The sequence below is a fragment of the Archangium sp. genome (assembly GCF_057119385.1).
In genome coordinates, this window is record NZ_DBNGVP010000125.1 from 48,417 (window position 1) to 68,004 (window position 19,588).

14 protein-coding genes are annotated in these 19,588 nt (G+C 70.3%); 4 read left to right on the top strand and 10 right to left on the bottom strand.

What is annotated here, in order from left to right:
• Nucleotides 1-190: 190 nt before the first annotated feature.
• The 5 genes from AC16DP_RS30600 to AC16DP_RS30620 form a co-directional block, all read right to left on the bottom strand.
• On the bottom strand, nt 191-1,027 hold the full coding sequence (locus AC16DP_RS30600; RefSeq protein ID WP_329731423.1) for a hypothetical protein: 837 nt from the start codon (nt 1,025-1,027) through the stop codon (nt 191-193).
• 33 nt (nt 1,028-1,060) lie between these two features.
• Complete coding sequence (gene ppdK, locus AC16DP_RS30605; protein ID WP_329731424.1) at nt 1,061-3,865, bottom strand: pyruvate, phosphate dikinase; 2,805 nt, start codon at nt 3,863-3,865, stop codon at nt 1,061-1,063.
• A 214-nt stretch (nt 3,866-4,079) separates the two neighbouring features.
• Entirely contained in the window at nt 4,080-4,619 is a 540-nt protein-coding gene (locus AC16DP_RS30610) for a hypothetical protein (protein WP_329731425.1), read from the bottom strand.
• Nucleotides 4,612-6,312, bottom strand: coding sequence for an anti-phage dCTP deaminase (locus AC16DP_RS30615; protein ID WP_329731426.1), 1,701 nt, complete (start codon nt 6,310-6,312; stop codon nt 4,612-4,614). The genes AC16DP_RS30610 and AC16DP_RS30615 overlap by 8 nt, the downstream gene beginning before the upstream one ends.
• A 263-nt stretch (nt 6,313-6,575) precedes the next feature.
• Nucleotides 6,576-7,601: a coiled-coil domain-containing protein gene (locus AC16DP_RS30620; RefSeq protein WP_329731427.1), complete on the bottom strand. Its 1,026-nt coding sequence runs from the start codon at nt 7,599-7,601 to the stop codon at nt 6,576-6,578.
• Between the two features lie 250 nt (nt 7,602-7,851).
• Between AC16DP_RS30620 and AC16DP_RS30625 the strand changes: the two genes are divergently transcribed.
• On the top strand, nt 7,852-8,628 hold the full coding sequence (locus AC16DP_RS30625; protein WP_329731428.1) for a hypothetical protein: 777 nt from the start codon (nt 7,852-7,854) through the stop codon (nt 8,626-8,628).
• Between the two features lie 21 nt (nt 8,629-8,649).
• Here the strand turns inward: AC16DP_RS30625 and AC16DP_RS30630 are convergent, their stop codons facing one another.
• Both AC16DP_RS30630 and AC16DP_RS30635 read right to left on the bottom strand, forming a co-directional pair.
• Entirely contained in the window at nt 8,650-9,651 is a 1,002-nt protein-coding gene (locus AC16DP_RS30630; RefSeq protein WP_329731429.1) for an RNA ligase family protein, read from the bottom strand.
• Nucleotides 9,652-9,744: 93 nt separating this feature from the next.
• Nucleotides 9,745-10,605, bottom strand: a complete 861-nt coding sequence (locus AC16DP_RS30635; protein WP_329731430.1) for an alpha/beta fold hydrolase — start codon at nt 10,603-10,605, stop codon at nt 9,745-9,747.
• Nucleotides 10,606-10,815: 210 nt separating this feature from the next.
• Between AC16DP_RS30635 and AC16DP_RS30640 the strand changes: the two genes are divergently transcribed.
• Nucleotides 10,816-11,649, top strand: coding sequence for an SIR2 family NAD-dependent protein deacylase (locus tag AC16DP_RS30640; protein WP_329731431.1), 834 nt, complete (start codon nt 10,816-10,818; stop codon nt 11,647-11,649).
• A 1-nt stretch (nt 11,650) separates the two neighbouring features.
• Here the strand turns inward: AC16DP_RS30640 and AC16DP_RS30645 are convergent, their stop codons facing one another.
• The gene (locus AC16DP_RS30645; RefSeq protein ID WP_329731432.1) at nt 11,651-12,616 is read right to left on the bottom strand and encodes a COX15/CtaA family protein; all 966 of its coding nucleotides are present in this window, start codon (nt 12,614-12,616) and stop codon (nt 11,651-11,653) included.
• A gap of 399 nt (nt 12,617-13,015) precedes the next feature.
• Entirely contained in the window at nt 13,016-15,979 is a 2,964-nt protein-coding gene (locus AC16DP_RS30650) for a sigma-54 dependent transcriptional regulator (protein ID WP_329731433.1), read from the bottom strand.
• Between the two features lie 156 nt (nt 15,980-16,135).
• Here AC16DP_RS30650 and AC16DP_RS30655 point away from each other — a divergent pair, with 156 nt between their 5' ends.
• The gene (locus AC16DP_RS30655; protein ID WP_329731434.1) at nt 16,136-17,350 is read left to right on the top strand and encodes an AAA family ATPase; all 1,215 of its coding nucleotides are present in this window, start codon (nt 16,136-16,138) and stop codon (nt 17,348-17,350) included.
• Nucleotides 17,351-17,562: 212 nt separating this feature from the next.
• On the top strand, nt 17,563-17,808 hold the full coding sequence (locus AC16DP_RS30660) for a hypothetical protein (RefSeq protein WP_329731435.1): 246 nt from the start codon (nt 17,563-17,565) through the stop codon (nt 17,806-17,808).
• A gap of 133 nt (nt 17,809-17,941) precedes the next feature.
• On the opposite strand, the gene AC16DP_RS30665 is transcribed toward AC16DP_RS30660, so the two are convergent.
• Nucleotides 17,942-19,354, bottom strand: coding sequence for an NAD-dependent succinate-semialdehyde dehydrogenase (locus AC16DP_RS30665; RefSeq protein ID WP_329731436.1), 1,413 nt, complete (start codon nt 19,352-19,354; stop codon nt 17,942-17,944).
• Nucleotides 19,355-19,588 lie beyond the last annotated feature (234 nt).

Here is a 19,588-nt window from a genome sequence, read left to right on the forward strand (position 1 = left end):
GCCATTTCCCCTCGCCCTCCGGGAGAGGGACGGGGTGAGGGTGCCACGCCTCCAGGGTTGAACCCCCTGTCTCCATTTGAGGTCCACGGGTTCAAGAAGGGGGACAGATACCCTCACCCCGACCCTCTCCCGAGGGGAGAGGGGATATTGGTCACTGAAAGGGATTGGGGGCGCCCGGGAGGTGGCCGGTTCAGACAGCGCGCCGGGCCCGCTGCCGCCGGGCCGCCATCACCGCCAGCACCAGCACGAGCAGGGGCACGCCCAGCACCACCGGCCACAGCCAGAGCGGAGGCGCAGCCTGCACCACCGCGCGCAGCTCCGTGCCCCGGACGGTCTCGTCCACCAGGTCCACCAGGCTGTACTTCCACTCCACCGTGTCCTTCTTCTCGTTGAGCGTGCCGTTCGTCTCCGGGATCGTCTGCCCGTGCACGCGGATGACGAAGAAGTGGCTGCCCATCAGCGCCCGGGCCATCTGCGTTCCGAAGTCCTTGGCCATCCGCTCCGCCGGATCCTTCGTGCCGTCCGGGGCGCCGGGCTCGTTCTTCGGCTCGCCGAAGCGCTGGACGAAGACGTACTCGCCGAACCCGCGGCGCTCGATCTGGAAGCCCATGTCCGCCTTGCTCTTGCCCTGCTTCGCCTGCCTCGCCGCGGTGCTCCGCTCCATCGCCCGTTTCTGCAACTCGCCCAGCCGGGTGGCGTCCCTCACTGTCAGGTCGTACACGAGGTGCTGCTGCCCGTTCTCCTCGTACTCCCGGAACTCGAACTTCGTCACGTCCGGGTCGTTCTTCAACTCGGCCTCGGTGGCCTTGGCGTCCGCGCGCATCTCCTCGAGCGGGTCCTTCCCCTGCGTCCGCGCGAGGTCCAGGAACGACCTCGGCAGGCCCACGTCCAACACCACGCGCCCCGAGCCATCGGGGAGGATCCAGATCTCCTGCAGCAGATCGAAGCAGCCGGTGAGCGTGAGCAGCACCAGCGGGGCGAGCAGCCACCGCAGGCGCGGCGGAGGACGGATGGACGGGGAGGTCATGGCACCCATGGCCTCCCTTTCTATCACCTTGCCTCAGGTCTCGTGCTTGAGCGCGGCGTGGGCCGCGGCCAGGCGCGCGATGGGCACCCGGTAGGGCGAGCACGACACGTAGTCCAGCCCGATGCGGTGGCAGAAGGCGATCGTCTTCGGGTCTCCGCCGTGCTCGCCGCAGATGCCGATGTTCAGCTTCGGCCGCGTCCCCCGGCCCAGCTTCACCGCCATCTCCATGAGCGCCCCCACGCCCCGCTGGTCGATCGTGGCGAAGGGATTCTCCGGGAGGATGCGCTTCTGCAGGTACTCGCTGAGGAAGCCCGTCTCCGCGTCATCCCGCGAGATGCCGTAGGTCGTCTGCGTGAGGTCGTTCGTCCCGAAGGAGAAGAACTCCGCGTCCTGGGCGATCTGATCCGCGGTGAGCGCCGCCCGGGGGATTTCGATCATCGTCCCGAACTGGTACGCCACCTTCACGCCCTGCTCCTTCATCACCGCGCGGGCCTCGGTCTCCAGCAGCTCCTTCTCCACGCGCAGCTCGTTGCTGTGCGCGATGAGCGGAATCATCACCTTGGGGAAGACGCGCACGCCTTCCCGGGTGCACTGGCACGCGGCCTCGAAGATGGCCCGCACCTGCATGCGGACGAGCGCCGGCAGGTGGATGCCCAGCCGCACCCCGCGCAGGCCCAGCATGGGGTTGGCCTCGCGCATCGACTCCACCGCCTCCAGCAGGCGCCGCTTCTGGGCGAGCCGCTCCTCCAGGCCCTTCGCCTCGGGCTTGCCCTTCAAGAACTCCAGCCGCGTCTCCAGCGCGGTGACGTCGTGCAGCAGCTCGTCGTGGTTGGGGAGGAACTCGTGCAGGGGCGGGTCGATGAGCCGGATGGTGACGGGCTGCCCGTTCATCGTCCGGAACAGCCCGAGGAAGTCCTCGCGCTGGAAGGGGAGCAGCGTCGCGAGCGCCTCGTCCCGCTCCGCGTCGCTCCGGGCGAGAATCATCCGCTGCACGTGGGGCAGGCGGTCCGTCTCGAAGAACATGTGCTCGGTGCGGCACAGGCCGATGCCCTCGGCGCCGAGCTCCCGGGCCCGCTCGGCGTCACGCGGGTAGTCCGCGTTCGCGTACACGCCCATCTCGCGGAAGCCGTCCGCCCACCGCAGCAGCTCGAGGATGTACGCGTCCTTCAGGTCCGGGATGATGGTTTGCAGCCTGCCCGCGAAGAGCTCGCCGGTGGTGCCGTCGATGGAGACCAGCTCCCCCTCGCGGATGACGCGCCCGGCGATGGTGAGCTGCCGCTTCTCGCAGTCCACCTCCATGGCCGAGACGCCCACCACCGCGGGCTTGCCGAACTGCCGCGCCACCAGGGCGGCGTGGCTGGTGCGTCCACCGCGGCTGGTGAGGATGCCCTGCGCCGCCAGCATGCCGTGCACGTCGTCCGGCTTCGTCTCGGGGCGCACCATGATGACGGCCTTCTTCTCCTCCTTGCTCCAGCGCTCGGCGGTGTCGGCGTCCAGGGCCACCACGCCACTGGCCGCGCCCGGCGACACGTTCAACCCGGTGGCCAGCAGGTCCCCCCGCTCCTTCGCCGCCTTCTTGTCCGACGGAGCGAACTGGGGGTGCAGGAAGAAGTCGATCTGCTCCGGCTTCACCCGCAGCACGGCCTCCTGGCGGGAGATGCGCTTCTCCCGGGCCAGCTCCACCGCGATGCGCACCGCCGCCTGCGCCGTGCGCTTGGCGTCGCGCGTCTGCAGCATCCACAGCTTGCCCTGCTCGATGGTGAACTCCACGTCCTGCACGTCGCGGAAGTGCCGCTCGAGCTTCCCGCAGTAGCGCTCCAGCTGGGCGTAGAGCTTCGGGTGCAGCTCCTTCAGGGCGGAGATGCGCAGCGTGGGGCGCGTGCCCGACACCACGTCCTCGCCCTGGGCGTTGGAGAGGTAGTCGCCCTCCATCTCCGGCTCGCCGGTGGACACGTTGCGCGTCGTCACCACGCCGGTGCCCGAGCCCTCGCCCCGGTTGCCGAACACCATGGTAACGATGTTCACGGCCGTGCCCAGGTCATGCGCGATACCCGCCGCGTTGCGGTAGTCCACCGCGCGCTTGCCATTCCAGCTGCGGAACACCGCCTCGGTGGCCAGCCGCAGTTGCTCGATGGGCTCCTGGGGGAAGTCCCGCCCCGTCTTCTCGCGGATGATGCGCTGGAAGGCCTGGGTGATGGCCTTCAAGTCCTCGGCGGGCAGCGCCGCGTCGTTCTCCAGGCCCCGCTGGCGCCGGTACTCCTCCAGCACGTGCTCGAAGGGCTCGTCGGGCAGGTCCAGCACCACCGTGCCGAACATCTGCACCAGGCGGCGGTAGGCGTCATAGGCGAAGCGCGCATCCCCCGTCTCGGCGGCGAGGCCCACCACCACCGCGTCGTTCAGCCCGAGGTTGAGGATGGTGTCCATCATCCCCGGCATGGAGAAGCGCGCGCCGGAGCGGCAGGACACGAGCAGGGCGTTGTCCGGGTCCCCGAAGGTGCGGCCCGCCCGCTTCTCCAGCTTGCGCAGCGCCGCGAGCGCCTGCTCCCAGAGGCCCTCGGGGAAGCGGCTGCCCGCGGCGAGGAAGGCGTTGCAGGCCCGCGTGGTGACGATGAAGCCGGGCGGCACGGGCAGCCCGATGCGCGTCATCTCGGCGAGGTTGGCCCCCTTGCCGCCCAGCAGCTCCTTCATGTCTCCACGGCCCTCGTCGAAGAGGTACACCCACTTCTCCCGCGTGGCCTTGGAGGCGCGGGGACGCTTGGAGACACGGGCCGTCTTGGAGACGCGGGCGCTCTTGGGGGCGCGGGCGAGCCGGGGTCCGGGTTGGGCGCGGCGGGGCATGGTGAGCAACTCCGAGAAAAGGGCGTGGAAACCACGCAAGCGGAGTCGCAGCACGTGCCGTGCCAGCCGTACTTCAGGGCGATCAACCGTCGCCCGGCGCGCAATTCCTGCGGCCCCCGTGCTCCAAACTGGGGGCGCGCCGTCCAAGGGCGCAAGCTTTGCCTGCTCCCTCGCAACCTGGAGCTCCTACTACTTGCCCTGGGTGTATTGCCGCCTACTGAGTCTTGAAGAGCTGAATCTGCCATCCCCCCCTGGGTTTTGGCTCCAGTAGAGGCGGCAAGACCCTCTCCGCCACGGCTACGCGCGCCGTGTCATCCATCAAGAGCAGGAGGGGGCCTGTCCCTTGGGAAGACGGTTCCTCGGCCAGCAGGGTGTTGAGGGTACTTGCTACGGCACCCGAGCTGAGGCTGGCGTCTTTGCGTGTGGTGATTCCCGCCAGCCCCGAGATGTCGCGGTATCGGATTTGGAGCCGCTCGAAGAGGTTGAAGAACAGCTTCCGGTTCATGACACCCATGTCGAATCGAGGGACGGCCCGGAGGTCCATCAGCCATCTTGGGCGAACGTCTTCGAGCAGCGCAGTGAAGGTGCCTGCCCGAGCACCCGACATGTCCACAAGACCCAGCAGCGCAGACGGCTCAGGAAAGAGCGAGCGCTGAGCACTCGGTTCGTGACGTTTCGCGGGTGGCTTGACCGCAGCCTGCTTCGTGGGCTCGACCACCAACCGGAGATGAGAGACCGTTCCCTCTCTAGCCATGTGACGCCTCCACGTCCTGCATGAGCCTGGCCTCCAACTCCACGTAGCTCCCCTTGCTGATGTCCCAGGCCGTCTCCCAATCGGGCTCGCCAAACTGCAGGGTGCCGTCCACCGCGGATTTGAGCTCCCGGTCCTTGAGGAAGGCCCGTGCGTACATACGAGGCGCTACCCCCGTGAACGGCCTGAAGAGCACCTTCCTCTCCAGCTCTTCCTGGCCCTCGTGCTTCTTCGGAGCACTTGGCCGCAGCCAGTCACGAACAGTCATGGTGATGGAGTCCTCGTGGAGGTCCAGCGCGCGGCTCTTCGGATAGGGTTCGATGTACTGCACCTCATCCACTCCTGCGCCCACGATGTGGCGGGCGCAGTAGTGACATGGAAAGGTGGTCACGAAGAGTCGGCTGCCAGCGGTAGAGATGCCTTTACGTGCTGCGCTCAGCAATGCATCCATCTCCGCGTGAACGGCACGACTGAACTCGAGCAGCCCGCCAATCCGGGAACTGCGTAGCGCTTTCTTGAGTTCTTCTCGTTGCTCGCCCTGGAATTGAGCCAACGCGGGAATCTGTCCCAGCAGTTCCTCGATGATGGAGTTCTGCTCCTGGGTGTTGCTACAGAAGGGTTTCTTGCCGTCTGGATGCCGCTGGTAGACGCACCGGTGGTCGTGCCCCTCGGGTGTGTCGAAACCCTCGCCGTACACCCCGCCACCGGCGCGAGGGACCTCATTGGCTCCAGTGGCCACGAGGTTGCCGGCAGCATCGACCAACGAGGCACCGACCTGTCGCGACATGCAGGCGCTACGCATCTGCGCACCGTAGGCCGCATGCATGGCGGTCTCGGACGTCCTTGGGCGGACCACCTCACTGTGGGTGATGATCTTGACCAGGCGTGACAACTGGTCGGGTATGTCCCAGTCGGGGTTGGCGGTTCGTCCGTCCCTCTTGAACCGCTCCTCGCTGTTGTCGAGGAAGTAGTCGGACAGGTGGAATGCGTCCGAGACCCGTTGGCCGTACTTCTCCCTGGCCTTGGCGTCTCGTTGCATGAAGAGCTCCGCGTCCTTGCGGCCCGCGTTGCTGAACTTTTCCACGAGCCTTCCCAATCGCACTCTCTCATCACAGACGACGCCGATGAGCGCGAAGGCATTGCGGTAGATGCTCCGCAGAAGGAGGGCCTCCGCAGGATGGCGGAGCGCATCGAGAATGTAGGCGCGGCGCTTGCCGTCAGGGTGGATGGGGGTTCGGCCTGAGGCATCAGTGCCCTGCCTGAAAGCACGAGTCTGGCGGACCTTCCGACAGAGCGCGTTCGCGACGGCCGTGTGGTCGTTGCGTTCCTTGCGCATGGCATCGCCGAGGTTCTGCAGCATCGTGGCGTGGTGAAGGTTGCTACGCTGCAACCTCTTGGCCAGTTCCCCTTTGCTGGCCCACGTAATGAACTCCTCCCGGACCTGCCGAAGCGTCGACTCGTAGGCAGTGCCCGATACCGTGTCGTCCGCCAGCAACTCCGCCAGGGTCCCTTGCCGCTGGTGGGCCCAATCGATGATCTCGTCCCGTGCCTTCAGGAGCGTCACTTCGTAGGCGCCACTGGGAAGGGCCTCGTCTTCCAGAAGTTCCTTCAGCTTCTGGGCGATGGTGCTCGTGCCCGAGCCGACATGACCCACCACGGCGAAGACGAGCTCATGAGCCGCGTGGGCCTTGAACATTTCCTGGGCCCCAGACCCAGGAGTCGCATGGGTTGGCCTTGAGGAAAGAGGAATGGCTTCGGCAGCCTTGGTGCTCATTAGGGTCAGCGTACGTTGATGCCCCAGCGGCACGGAAGCCCGCGCTGGGGCGGCGGCATGTACTCCACAATCCTTCATCCGCCAATCGTGTTCACGTACGAGCCGTTGCCACTCCCGGTTCGTTCGGGAGCACAGGCGGTGTGTGCGCCTGTGCCCAGGTCCCCCCATGCTGTCCAATCGCTGGACTACTTGCCCTTGGTGTAGTCCCGGCTGGCGATGACGCCCTGCACCTCGGCCAGCGCGCGAGCACCCGAGGCCGACTCCAGCGCCTTCTCGGCGATGGCCTGCACCTGACGCTTGGCCTCGTTCAGCTCCGTCTGCAGCGAGAGGATGGCCTGCGCCTGCTTGGCGTTGGTCTCCTTCAGGGACGCAATCTCCATGCTGGCCACGCGCTGCGCCGTCTCGGCGTCCTTCTGCGCCAGGGTGAACTTCAGCTCCCAGTCGGACTTCACCTGGTTGCTCGCGATGGCCGCCGCCGCGCCCGTCTCCTTCTTCAGCACCGCCGGGAAGTCCGCCACCTGCTTGCGCAGATCCTCCAGCTCCTTCTCGCGCAGCTTCAGCGCCTCCTCGCGCACCGCCCACTCCTTCTCCAGCTTCTCCTTGCGGTCGCGCTCGGCGGCGGACTGCACCCGCATCTGCTCGGCGAAGGCGTCCTGCTCCTTCTTGCGCGACAGCTGCATGGCGTACGTGTACTCCTCCTCCGCCCGCTTGCGCGCCACCTCGAGCGCGTCCCGCTCGGCCGCCAGGTCCTGGGCGAACTTCGTGCGCGTGTCGGCGATCTCCTTCTGCAGCCGCTCCATCTCCGCCTGCAGCTCCTCCTTCTTCCGGTCGTACTCGGCCACCAGCACGTCGATGGCGCTCGCGGCGATGTCCTGGCCGTGCAGGGCCGTGAGCTCCTCCGTCTTGAGCTGGATGGCCTCGTCCAGCTGCTTGAGCTCCTCCACCAGCGCCATCACCTGCTCGTTGATGCCGGCCAGGGTGCGGTTGATGGTGAGGCCCGCCTCGGTGACCTTCTTCACCGCGGACTCGGCCGTGAGGCTGGAGACGTCCGTCAGCACGCTCTTGGCGTGGGTGGTGCGCGCCTCCTGCTCCTTGGCCGAGACCACCGGCTTGTTGCGGTTCTTCCGGGCCAACTCCTCGAAGGCGGCCTTGGTCTGCTCGGTGGTGCGGCTGCGGGAGGCCTTGCGGGCGGCGGCGGTGCGAGTAGCCATGTGTGTGATGCTCCAGGTCGGGTCCGGGTCCTCTCAGGTAGGGCCCGGACGTGGCGGTGGGAGTGCTCGGCCCCCTCTCGGGCGGCCATGCGTAAGAAATACCCAATGGGTCTGACATTCCCCGGGCTCCGAGGAGGCTCCCGGAAGGGGTTTTCCGCACCAGACCTGGGATGTCAGACCCACCCCTCCACGCAACCTCGCTGGTACGGTAGGGAAAGGCCTACGCACGCGTGCGTGGAAGGAGGCCCGGATGAGGCAGTGGACATGGCTGGCGGTGGGCGTGGTGCTGGGGGCGGGCGTGGGCGTGGCGCGCTCCCGGAAGCCGGTGGTGCGCGAGGAGATTCGCGTGAAGGTGGACGGCGTCACCGAGCGCTGGCGGCTCGAGTGGAAGGAGCCTCCCGCGCTCGCGTGCTTCGAGACGGAGGGCGTCTCGTGTCCCTGCGAGGGTTTCGCGCAGGGGGAGCGTGGCGCGTTGGAGCTCGTGCGCTCGCGCCCGGGAGGGCCCGAGGAGCGTCTCCCGCTCTCTCCGTTGTTCGCCGATGCCGGGCCGGGCGGGGCGCCCCCCCTGGCGATGTTGCGCGGCTGGGAGCCGGCCGCGGATGACGAATCCATCGACCCCGGTGAGCGGCTCCGGGTGCTCGGCCGCCGCAAGCGCGTGCGGGCGATGGTGCTCGGGGACTATGACCATGACGGGCAGGCGCGCGAGTTCGTGCTGCAGACGCAGGCCTACGGGTGCGGCATGCGCGAGGCGGTGCTCATCGGCGTGGACCGGCGCGATGGACGCGTACGCGCGCTGGGCACCGCCGAGCATCCCGGCACGCCCCTGGTGCTGGAGCCGGAGACCTGGGCGAGGCTGCGGGGCTCGGCGCGAATCGAGTCGGTCGAGACGCCGTGCGGGGACCACGGCAGCGAGCGGGAGCGGGTGCTGCGGGTGCACGCCGACGAGAAAGGGCTGCACGCCACGAGCGAGCTCTACCTGTGCACCGACACGGGGCGCGGCGCCCTGGACTCGAGCGAGGTGCTCTGAGCCGGGCGCCGCGGTTCCGCTTCAGTCCTCGTCCTTGAGCAGGAAGTCGTTGTTGATGACCTTGAACGACAGCCTGCCGCCGAGCGTGGGCGAGTGCCGCTCGGCGAGGGGGCGCACCACGATGCCCTCCTTGCGGTTGCGCGTGCCCGGGTAGAAGCCCTGGGCGAGCTTCAGGTAGTGCTCCAGGCCGTGCTCGAACGTCCGCGCGGCCTCGCCCGTGACGACGTGCTCCACCGGCACCGTGCGCAGCCCGTGCTCCGCGCAGAACGCGACGAGCTCGGCATGGCCGAGGGCGCGCCCGCTCCGCGTGTCGTGGACGCTGAAGACGAACAGGTCCGGCTCGGCGAGGCCCAGGCGGTTCTTCTGGATGCCGGGGCCACACACCTCGCCCTGCACGGCGAAGCCGGGCGGGAGCACGGTGTCGAGCTCGTACTTCCCGGCCATGCGCCACGCCGGGTGCGAGACCTCGCGCGTCAGCGCCCAGTTGCGCGAGCACGCCACCAGCTCGCCCTCCAGCGGCCGGAAGAAGGTCGCCGAGGTCCCATCCAGCTTCGTCGTCACGTAGAAGTCGTGGCCGCGCAGCTCCTCCAGCACGCCCAGCGCCGACTGGAGGCGGATCTCATCCGTCCTGGGCACCTGGCCCGGGAAGGCACCGGAGACCTCTCGCGTGTCGGTCACCACGGGCTCGTACTTCACGACGCCGAGCACGTCGCGCACGTCGGTGCCCTGGGGCGGCACCTCGCCGGGAAGGATGGAGACGGGCAGGGCGAGCCCCTGCGACAGCACGCCCCTCAGGCGCGCCGTCTTCACCCGGAAGCCTCGGGGCCGCATGAACTCCGCCCACGGGGCGCTCTCGGGCAGCAGGCTGTCGATCTCGAAGAAGACGCAGGGGTCGCCCGGGGAGAACTCGCCCTTCTTGACCACGACGTCCCAGCCCATCACCCGCGCCTTGAGGATGTTGTCGGCTCCCGAGATGGGCTCGAGGTGGTCGATGCGCTGGACGGATACGAGCTTTCTCTCCATGGCGGGGTCTCCGGGCGGGGCGGGCGGAGTGCGCGTCCCGCGGTCCCGGACGCGGGGCCGGCGCGCTTCCTGACCGGCCCGCGTCCGTGGACTTCAGGGGACCTGGACCAGCACGGCGTCGAGGGCCCGGTTGAAGCCCTGGGGGTCGTCCATCATGAGCCAGTGCGAGACGTCGGGCACGGTGGTGGTGGTGACCCCGGGGATGCTGCGCGAGGCGGTGAAGGGGTTCTCCTCCGCGGCGCCCTGGGCCTCGATGGCGAAGCGCGGCCCGGTGTAGCGGTCCAGTCCGGGGCGCGGCGAGAACGCGCCCATGGAGCGGCGCAGGGCGACGATGGTGGTGGGGTCGACACGGCCGACCGAGGCCAGGACGTGCTCGCGCGTCACGGGCCGGGCCTTGGGGCCGAGCATCTGCGCGAACTCCGCTTGCACCTGCGCGGGCCCGTAGCCTTCCGGGGGCTTGTTGAACCAGTCCTTCATCTCCTGGGGCGCCTGGCTCACGTCGCCCACCGCGTCGACGTAGAGGAGCGCGGCCAGCTTCTCCGGATGCTTCGCGGCGTAGGCGGAGATGACGCTGCCGGACATGCTGTGGCCCACCAGCACGAAGCGCTCGATGCCCAGCGCGCGCACCACGCGGTCCAGGTCCTCCGCGAGGGCCTTGATGGTGTAGACGCCGTCGCTCGCGGGCTGCGAGCCGCCATGGCCTCGCTGGTCATGGGCCACGGCCCGGCGCGAGGCCCGGACGTGGTCGAGCTGCGCGCGCCAGACCTCCAGGTCCGCGCCGAGTCCGTGGACGAAGACCACCGGCGTGCCGCCGCTTCCTCCATCGGAGACGCGGAGCTTGCCGGCCCCGCCCTCGACGAAGGTGAAGGTCTCCTGTCCGGATGGCGTGGCCGGGCGCGTCGTGGCGCATCCGAGCCAGGTGAGAACGAACAGACCGAGTATCCAACGTGGCATGGCGCTCCTCCTGAAGTGGGGCGCCAACATACCGGGGGGCGCGGTGGGGCACGGAGGCCGTCCGGGTGGGAGAGGTGTTCCACGCGTGCTGGCTCCGGAGTTCCATGGCGTCATGAAACACCCCGCTCATGTCGTCTCTTTTGCTTCTTCGTCAAGAAAGATTGAGGCTGGGAGGAGCGCCGTCCCGAGCCAGCAGCGAGAGAGGTGACCGTGAACAGCCAGGAACTCCGCCGTGCCGCCGATGTCCTCCGCTCCGCCGAGGCCCTCCTCATCGGCGCCGGTGCCGGGATGGGCGTCGACTCGGGCCTGCCCGACTTCCGCGGCACCGAGGGCTTCTGGCGCGCCTACCCGGCCTACGCGAAGCTCGGGCTCGACTTCGCCTCCATGGCCAACCCCCAGTGGTTCCGGAAGGACCCCGAGTTCGCCTGGGGCTTCTACGGCCACCGGCTCGGGCTGTACCGCGCCACGACTCCCCACCCCGGCTTCGAGTTGCTGCGCACCTGGGCCTCCCGCATGCGCCACGGCTCCTTCGTCTTCACCTCCAACGTCGACGGCCAGTTCCAGAAGGTCGGCTTCGCCGAGGAGCGGGTGCTCGAGGTCCACGGCTCCATCCACCACGTGCAGTGCCTCGGCTCCTGCCAGGGGATTGCCTCCGCCGCTCCGTACTCCGTGGAGGTGGACCCGGAGAGTTTTCGCGCCCGGCCTCCCCTGCCCACGTGCCCGCGCTGTGGCTCGCTCGTGCGGCCCAACATCCTCATGTTCGGGGACTGGGGGTGGGACTCCTCGCGTACAGAGGCTCAGGAGGAGCGGATCTCGGCGTGGATGGAGGCGGTGAAGCCCGGCTCGCTGGCCATCATCGAGTGCGGCGCGGGGACGGCGATTCCCTCGGTGCGGCACTTCTGCGAGCGCATGATGGCCACTGGCCAGGGGACGCTGATTCGCATCAACGTGCGCGAGCCGGAGGTCCCCGCGGGGGGAATCAGTCTTCCCCTGCGTGCTCTGGAGGCACTGCGGGGGATTGCACAGGAGATGGAGCGCGGGTGACTCAGGTGAGTGAGGGGGTTGGCGCCGGGCTCTCGTCCGCCCTCGGTGCTCCCACCGCCAGCCCCGCCGCGCTCAGCCGCACCAGGACGATCCACACCACGTCCGCCATCAGCAGGTGCACCAGCTGCATCCACACCGGCGCCAGCAGCAACAGGTTCACCACTCCCGCCATCAGCTGCAGCCCGTAGAGCACGCCCAGTTGCCCCGCCGCCCGTTTCGTCTCCGGCGAGGGCCTCAGCCGCGCCACCGTCGTCGCCGAGAACACCACCAGCGCTCCCACCACCACCGCCAGCGCCGGGTGCAGCACCCTCAGCCGCAGCAGCACGTGCGCCGTGGGCGAAATGTCCTGGCGGAATCCGTCCGCCAGGCTCGACGCCGGGAAGAGCGTGTCCCCCAGCGCCGCGATGGCCCCGCTCACCCCCAGCACCAGCAGCCCCACCAGGCTCCCGCCCACCAGCCACCCCGTCAGTCCCTGCTGGCGCCACGTCAGCCGCTCCCGGCCTCCCGCGAACCAGCACGTCAGCGCCATCGTCCCCACCAGCAGGAACGTGTTGATGAGGTGCGCCGCCATCCACCACGCCCGCGCCAGCGACTCGTTGCCCGCCACCATCTTGAAGAGCACCAGCCCCGCCCCCAACGCCGCCTCCGTCACCATGAAGACGAGCGAGAAGATGGCCGCCTTGCGCACCGGGTGCCCCTTCGCGTGCCCCCTCACCCCCCACACGCACAGCACCACCGCCAGGATCATCACCAGCCCGCTTGTCAGCCGGTGCGTGTACTCGATGAGCGTCTGCACGGTGGGCGCGCGGGGCACCACCTCGCCGTTGCACACCGGCCAGTGGTCTCCACACCCCGCCCCCGAGCCCGTGGCACGCACGAACGCGCCCCACAGCACCACGGCCAGCGTGTAGACGAGGGTGGACCAGCTCAGGACTCGGAAGCCTCGGGAGGACACGGAAGCGCTCATCGTCGCTCCCCTCCCTAGCCCACTTCGCCCCCGGCCGCCCCCTCGCGAGCCTCCGGCCTCGTACGTCTGGCTACTCGCCCGCTTCACCACCACCCATATCCACCGGGTATCCGAAAACCCCCCGGCTTCATCCTGGATATGGCGCTGGATGTGCCTGCCTGCTCCTGGAAGCCCCCTGGATGATTTCCAAACGGCTTCCCAGGGCCCGAAAACGTTGGCACGGCCCCTGCTACATGTCCTCTCGGTAACGATTTCGAGTTCGGGCGCCTCGGTGCCCGAAGCGCTCCGTGGGCCGGAGGCCCCCCACTTCGGCCCACGAGCGCATCTTTTCACGGCTGTAGTCGTAGCCATGCACCGCGGGTCGGGTTCGCCCCCTGTCCTGGCCCGCGGTGTTCTTTTTCAGCCCGCGATGCGCAGCCTGTCCGCCCCCAGCACCGCTGGCAGTGAGCCGAAGGCGAGCGAGCGCTCGATGACGTTGCGCAGCTCGCGCACGTTGCCGGGCCAGGTGTGCGCCACCAGCGCCGCCAGCGCGTCCGGCCCCAGCTGCGGTGGCTCCCGCCCCTCGGGGCTGAGCTGGTTCACGAAGTGGCGTGCCAGGGCGATGATGTCCTCGCGCCGCTCGCGCAGCGGGGGCACGCGCACGGGCACCACCTGCAGCCGGTAGTAGAGGTCCTCGCGGAAGCGGCCCTCGCGCACCAGCTGTCCCAAATCCCTGTGCGTGGCGGCGATGACGCGCACGTCCACGTGCGCCGGCCGCGTCTCGCCCAGGGGGAAGATTTCGCCGTTCTCCAGGAAGCGCAGCAGCTTGGGCTGCACCTCGAGCGGCAGCTCTCCAATCTCGTCCAGGAAGAGCGTGCCCCCGTGGGCGGCGCGGATGACGCCCGGGTGGTCCGTGGCCGCGCCCGTGTAGGCGCCGCGCCGGTAGCCGAAGAGCTGTCCCTCGAAGAGCTCGCGCGGCACCGCGGCGCAGTTGAAGGCGACGTAGGGCCGCTCGGCCCGGGCCGACAGCTGGTGGAGCGCGCGGGCCACCACCTCCTTGCCGCTGCCGGACTCGCCGGTGACGATGACGGTGGCGCGCGAGCCGCTCAGCCCCGCCAGCTCCGTCTTCAGCTTGCGCATGGCGGGCGAGGCGGCGATGAAGCCGGGCACCTCGGGCGCGCTCTCGGGCTCGCGCAGCGGGGGCTCCGCCTGGGCGAAGCCGCGCAACATGGCCACCTCCAGCGCGAAGCCCGCAAGGCGCGCCAGGGCGCACAGCAGGGCCCGTCCATCCGCGGGCAGCGGGCCCGCCACGCCCACGCGCAGCCGGCGGCCACACCCGTCACCGAACTCCACCCACTCGCTGGCGGGCACGCCGGCCTCGCCCAGCAGCGGCGTGGCGCGGCCTTGCGAGTCCAGCTCCTCCAGTCGCGCGGCGCGGCCGGGGAAGAGTCCCTCGAGCACCGCCACCAGCTCGCGCTGGATGAGGGGCGCGCCCATGCCGCGCACGGCGAGCCGCTCGAAGGGCACCACCAGCGACTCGGCACCCAGCCGGGGCGCCGCCTCCGGGGAGGGGGGGTGCTGCGCGGGGGGAAGGTCCGCGCTGAAGTCCATGGGCGGGGTGATGCCGTAGCGGCGCAGCTCCTCCTCGCATTGGGCGAGCACGGCCTCGGTGCCCGGCTCCCCCAGGGCGCGCGCCGTCAGGGCCAGCGTGCGGCGGGTGAGGGCGGCCTCGGGCTGATCTCCCGCGAGGGTGAAGGTGGCCAGCGAGGCTTCCAGCTTCTCGCGGGCCTCGCGCCAGTGGCCCTCGCGCACGAGCAGCAGGCCCTCCTGGCGGTGCAGCAGCGCGGTGTGCCAGGCGGAGGGGAACTGCTCCAGCATGGAGCGGGCCCGGCGCAGGGCCGCGCGGGCCTCCGGCAGCTGGAACGCGGCGGCGCGTGTCCCCACCTCGCCGATGAGGCAGTCGCGCCGCAGGTAGGGCCAGCCTCCCACCTCCAGCACCCGCGCGTGGGCGGTGGCGTAGCCCTCCGCGGCCCGCTGCACGTGGCCCTCGGCCCAGTCCGCCAGCGCCTCCGCGAAGCAGCCGTAGACGCGGGTGAGGGACTGCTGGACGGGGCCCTCATAGCGGGAGAGGCGCGCCGCCAGCTCGCGGATGTTCGCGTAGCGGCCGGTGAGGTACAGCAGGCGGGTGCGCTGCCCCACCAGGTGGTGCGGCGTCCAGCGCAGCTCCTCGGTCACCGCCTCCGCCTGGTCCAGCACCGCCTCGGCCTCGGTGAAGCGGCCCAGACGCATCAGCGCGTCCGCCTCCGCGCGCGCGGCGTAGACGAAGGAGATGCCCCGGGGGATGCGTCCGCTCCAGGCCACCTCGCGGGCGCGGCGCACCAGGGCGAGCGCCTCGTCGGGCGCGCACGCCTCGTCCAGCCGGCGCTGCGCGAGGAAGCCGAGGTTGCGCGCCTCGAGGAAGGCATAGCCCATGCGCGCCGCGCTCTGCGCCGTCTCGCGGAAGCGCCGGGTGGCCAGCGAGGCCTCGCCCCGGAAGGCCGTCTCGTGGGCGATGGCATCCGAGGCCACCAGCCGCAGCGTCGGGTCCGCCACCCCCGTGATGGCCTCCTCCAGCCGCCCGTACTGGCGGATGATGAGCTCGGGGGTGACGAGGTAGAAGGCCGCGGCGAGCTCCGCCACGCGCAGGTGGCAGCGCACCTCCCCGCTGGAGAAGACGTGGGGGCCCAGCAGCGCCTCGGCGCGCGCCACGTGCACGTTCACCTTGCCCGCGTCGAAGATGCGGCCGTCCGGCGAGGCGAAGAGGTTGGCGGCCATGGCGTGCACGTGGGCGGCGGAGTCGTCGGGCAGCACCCCCGCCTCGGCCTCGTCCAGGTGGGGCAGCAGCACGGTGAAGGCGCGCCGCACGTCCTCGAAGCCCCAGCGGTACACGTAGGCCAGGCCCGCCGCCGCCAGGGCGCGCGCGCCCGTGGAGCGCAGGGACCCCGAGGTGAGCAGCCCCAGCAGCGCGTCCTCCGCGGCCCGCCAGTCGGCCCGTTGCAGCAGCGTCAGGCAGGGAGACAGCCGGGTGCGCTCCTCGCGCGACATGTCCTGCCGGAGCAGGCTGAGGGACGGGCGGGGAGGGGGAGGCAGGGCTGGCTGGCCGCCCCCGGCGAGCTGGCGCAGGGCCTCCATCACCCGGCCCCTGGGACGGCGGGCCTGCGCGGCGGCCTCCGGGAGCTCCCAGCGGTACACCGTGAGGGGGGTCACTCCGAGCTGCCGGGCGAACGCCGCCCGGCTCCGCTCTCCGCGCAGCGCGCGAATCGCCTCGGGTCCCAATGCCTCTGCTTCGTTCCTCGACACGGCCGTCCCCTTGCGGCCCCCCACCGCCCGCTCTTCTTCGTTCATCTGGCGGGGAAGGGCAAACCTTGCTGTGGGCCTGCGAACAGGCGGGCGCCCCGCATCCATCCCCGGGTGGGGAAAGGAGCGTCATCGAATCGTGGGCAGACAGGGCGCGCCCGGTGTAACACCGGGACGTAACGCCGCCGCCGCCGGGAGACAGCCATGGCTCCGCAACCGCCTCCTCCACCGCCCGAGTTGCCCCTCCAGAAGCACCTGCGCCGCATGCTGGAGGCCCTCGCGGAGGGCCAGAAGCGCCACGCCCACTGGAAGGAGACGTGGGAGCGCCAGCACGCCGAGGAGATGGAGCGGTGGGCGGAGCGGCACGCCGAGGCGGTGGAGAAGGGGGCGGAGCGGTGGGCCCAGGGGGTGGAGCGGTGGGCGGAGCGGCACGCCGAGGGGGTGGAGCGGTGGGCCAAGGGGGTGGAGAAGTGGGCGGAGTACGTGGGCTCGCTGGGCGAGCACCTGGAGAAGAAGGAGCGCCGCAAGTGGGAGCGGCGCATGGCGCGCGAGCAGCTGAAGGAGCAGCGGCGCGCGCTCAAGCGGCAGCGGGAGCTGGAGGAGGCCAACCCGCTGATGGGGTGGGTGTTCGCGCTGGCGGCGCTGGTGATGGCGGGAATGGCCGTGCTGAACGTCCACACGCTGTGGTGGCTCATCTTCGTGGCGCTGGGCATGGGGGCGTCGGCGGCGGGGATTCTGGGCCGGGCCCGGCAGCACCAGCTCCAGGAGCGGCAGAAGCAGGGGCTGGGCGCGGGCGAGGAGGCTCGGGAGGAGGCACGGGAGGAGGCGCCCGAGCGGACCGCCGGGGCGGAGGCACCCCGGCAGGCGGAGGACCCGAGGACGGCGCGGGTGGACTCGCTGTGCGACAAGCTGCTGGCGGAGCTGCGCGCGGGGCCGGGGGTGCTGCGGGAGGTGGTGCACCAGCCGGAGCAGACGGTGGAGGGGCTGCGCAAGAGCTGCCATGAGCTGGCGCGGCGGGAGCGGGAGCTGCGCGCGTTGAGCCCGCCGGAGGAGGAGCGCCGGCTGGAGGAGGAGCGCACGAGGCTGGCGGCGCGGGTGGAGTCCGAGCGCGACGCGGTGGTGAAGGAGCGGCTGGAGAGCGCGTTGCGGCTGTTGGATGAGCAGCGCAAGCAGCGGGCGGAGCTGGCGACGGCGGCCTCGCGGCTGGAGGCCGAGCACATGCGCCTGTTCTACACGCTGGAGAATCTCTACACGCAGGTGCTGCGGGTGCGCTCGGCGGACGCGGCGGGCGCGGACGTGGCGGGGGCGGGCCTGCGCCGCAGCGTGGAGCAGCTCGGCCTGGAGATGGACGCGGTGGCCGAGGCGCTGGAGGAGGTCCACCGCGACGCGCCGCCCCGGACGCGGGTGCCCACGCGGTAGCGGCGGAGACGGTTTCCACCGGCGTGGACGGTCGCGCCCCGCGCCTGACGCATCAGGTAGACCTGTTCAGGGAGTTATACGGCTCACCCGAGGGAAGGCGGGAGCTGGAGGCGGTCGTCCACTACCTTCAGGAGCGGGGGACGAAGACTACTGGAGAAGTCACCCGGCAGGTGTTGGGTTGCGTGATGCGGGAACAACGAGTGGAGGCACTGATGTGGACAGAGGGACAGCGGCTCCGGGCGGAAGGACGCAAGGTGGGACGGGTGGAGGGACTGGCCGAAGGATTGGCCAAGGCGGTGCTTCGGATCCTCGCCGCCCGGGGTGTTCGCATGGGTGACAAGACGCGCCAGCGCATCCTGGGGTGTACGGACCTGGCCACGCTCGATCGCTGGTTCGAGCGGGCCTTGCACGCCAGGAGGCTCTCCGATGTGCTGAAGGAGCCGGGGACCTCCTCCTGACCCGGGCTCCCCGGAGTGCTCCTGTTCCTCCGCCCCGACGTCCCATCCCCGAGCTGCCCGGAGTCGTTGTCACCCCACCCGCGCACGGTGCCGTCCGTGAGGCGCACCCGGTGACAATTTTCGGACGCGGGCCCTACTCGCTGGCCTGCGCCTGCGTGCGCGCGGGCGCCGGGGCCGAGGGGTTCGACAGGCGCACCGTCTTGATGTTGAGGAACTCGAGCAGCCCGTGGCGCGCCAGCTCGCGCCCGTGGCCCGAGGCCTTCACCCCACCGAAAGGCAGGCGCGGGTCGCTCGCCACCATGCCGTTGACGGCCACCGTGCCGGCCTCCAGCCCGTCGATGAAGAAGCGCTGCTCGGCCTCGTCGCGCGTCCACACGCTGGCGCCCAGCCCGTACGGCGAGTCGTTGGCGAGCCGCAGCGCGTCCCGGGCATCCTTCGCGCGGAAGAGCACGGCCACCGGGCCGAACATCTCCTCCGTATACGCCGGAGAGCCCGGCGGAGGATGGGCCAGCACCGTGGGCGGGTACCAGAAGCCCGGCCCCGAGGGCTTGAGTCCCCCCAGCAGCAGCTTCGCCCCCGCAGCCACGCTGCGCTCCACCTGCGCATGCAGCCCGTCCCGGATGCTCTGCAGGGCCAGCGGCCCCACCTCCGTCTTCGCCTCCATCGGGTCCCCCACCACCACGCGGCGCATCCGCTCGAGGAAGCGCCGCTCGAACTCGTCATAGATGGGCGCGGTGGCGATGAAGCGCTTGGCGGCGATGCAGGACTGGCCGTTGTTGATGAGGCGGGCCTTCACCGCCGTCTCCACCGCGGTGTCCAGGTCCGCCCCGGGCAGCACCACGAAGGGGTCGCTCCCGCCCAGCTCCAGCACCACCTTCTTGAGCTGCTGGCCCGCGCGCTGGCCCACGTCGCGCCCGGCGCCCTCGCTGCCGGTGAGCGTCACCGCGCGGATGCGCGGGTCCTCGATCAGCCGGCGCACCCCCGCCACGTCCACCCGCAGCGTCTGGAACACCCCCTGGGGGAAGCCCGCGCGCAGGAAGAGCTCCTCCAGCGCGAGCGCGCACTGGGGCACGTTGTGCGCGTGCTTGAGCAGCCCCACGTTGCCCGCCATGAGCGCGGGGGCGGCGAAGCGCACCACCTGCCAGAAGGGGAAGTTCCACGGCATGATGGCCAGCACCGGCCCCAGCGGCTGGTAGCGCACGAAGCTCGTGTCCGGCGCCGTGTCCACCGGCTCGTCCGCGAGGAAGCGCCCGGCGTTCTCCGCGTAGTAGTGGCAGGCCGTGGCGCACTTGCGGGCCTCGGCGCGCGCCGCCTCCAGCGGCTTGCCCATCTCCTGCGTCATCATCCGCCCGTACGCGTCCGCCTCCGCCTCCAGCAGCTCCCCCGCCCGCTTCATCCACCCGGCGCGCTCGGCCAGCGGGGTGTGGCGAAAGGTGTGGAACGTCTCCGCGGCCCGGCGCAGCCGCGCCTCCACCTCGTCCGGCATGTGGGGGGGGAAGGTGCGCAGCGTCCTACCGGTGGTGGGCTCGACGGTGGCGAAGCTCATGGGGCTCTCCTCGAAGGCGCGGAGTGTGGGCCCGGCTCCCCGAGGGCCACAAGCCACGTGTGGGGCCCCCGTTCACGCCTTCACGCGACTTCCGGACAGGGTTGTCGCGGTGCTAGGTTCTCCGGAGATGGCATGGCTGTCATGGTTGACTGTTATTGCAAGGTTTCTGATTCAATCTTGAAGCACGAGTTTCAACTTCGACGCGTTATGTCCGTCCCCTTTGAAAATCAGGCT

Excerpts from the sequence above, each read along its gene's own strand:
- AC16DP_RS30600 (WP_329731423.1), bottom strand. The coding sequence starts at position 1,027 with ATGACCTCCCCGTCCATCCGTCCTCCGCCGCGCCTGCGGTGGCTGCTC.
- ppdK (WP_329731424.1), bottom strand. The coding sequence starts at position 3,865 with ATGCCCCGCCGCGCCCAACCCGGACCCCGGCTCGCCCGCGCCCCCAAG.
- AC16DP_RS30610 (WP_329731425.1), bottom strand. The coding sequence starts at position 4,619 with ATGGCTAGAGAGGGAACGGTCTCTCATCTCCGGTTGGTGGTCGAGCCC.
- AC16DP_RS30615 (WP_329731426.1), bottom strand. The coding sequence starts at position 6,312 with ATGTTCAAGGCCCACGCGGCTCATGAGCTCGTCTTCGCCGTGGTGGGT.
- AC16DP_RS30620 (WP_329731427.1), bottom strand. The coding sequence starts at position 7,601 with ATGGCTACTCGCACCGCCGCCGCCCGCAAGGCCTCCCGCAGCCGCACC.
- AC16DP_RS30625 (WP_329731428.1), top strand. The coding sequence starts at position 7,852 with ATGAGGCAGTGGACATGGCTGGCGGTGGGCGTGGTGCTGGGGGCGGGC.
- AC16DP_RS30630 (WP_329731429.1), bottom strand. The coding sequence starts at position 9,651 with ATGGAGAGAAAGCTCGTATCCGTCCAGCGCATCGACCACCTCGAGCCC.
- AC16DP_RS30635 (WP_329731430.1), bottom strand. The coding sequence starts at position 10,605 with ATGCCACGTTGGATACTCGGTCTGTTCGTTCTCACCTGGCTCGGATGC.
- AC16DP_RS30645 (WP_329731432.1), bottom strand. The coding sequence starts at position 12,616 with ATGAGCGCTTCCGTGTCCTCCCGAGGCTTCCGAGTCCTGAGCTGGTCC.
- AC16DP_RS30650 (WP_329731433.1), bottom strand. The coding sequence starts at position 15,979 with ATGAACGAAGAAGAGCGGGCGGTGGGGGGCCGCAAGGGGACGGCCGTG.
- AC16DP_RS30655 (WP_329731434.1), top strand. The coding sequence starts at position 16,136 with ATGGCTCCGCAACCGCCTCCTCCACCGCCCGAGTTGCCCCTCCAGAAG.
- AC16DP_RS30660 (WP_329731435.1), top strand. The coding sequence starts at position 17,563 with ATGTGGACAGAGGGACAGCGGCTCCGGGCGGAAGGACGCAAGGTGGGA.
- AC16DP_RS30665 (WP_329731436.1), bottom strand. The coding sequence starts at position 19,354 with ATGAGCTTCGCCACCGTCGAGCCCACCACCGGTAGGACGCTGCGCACC.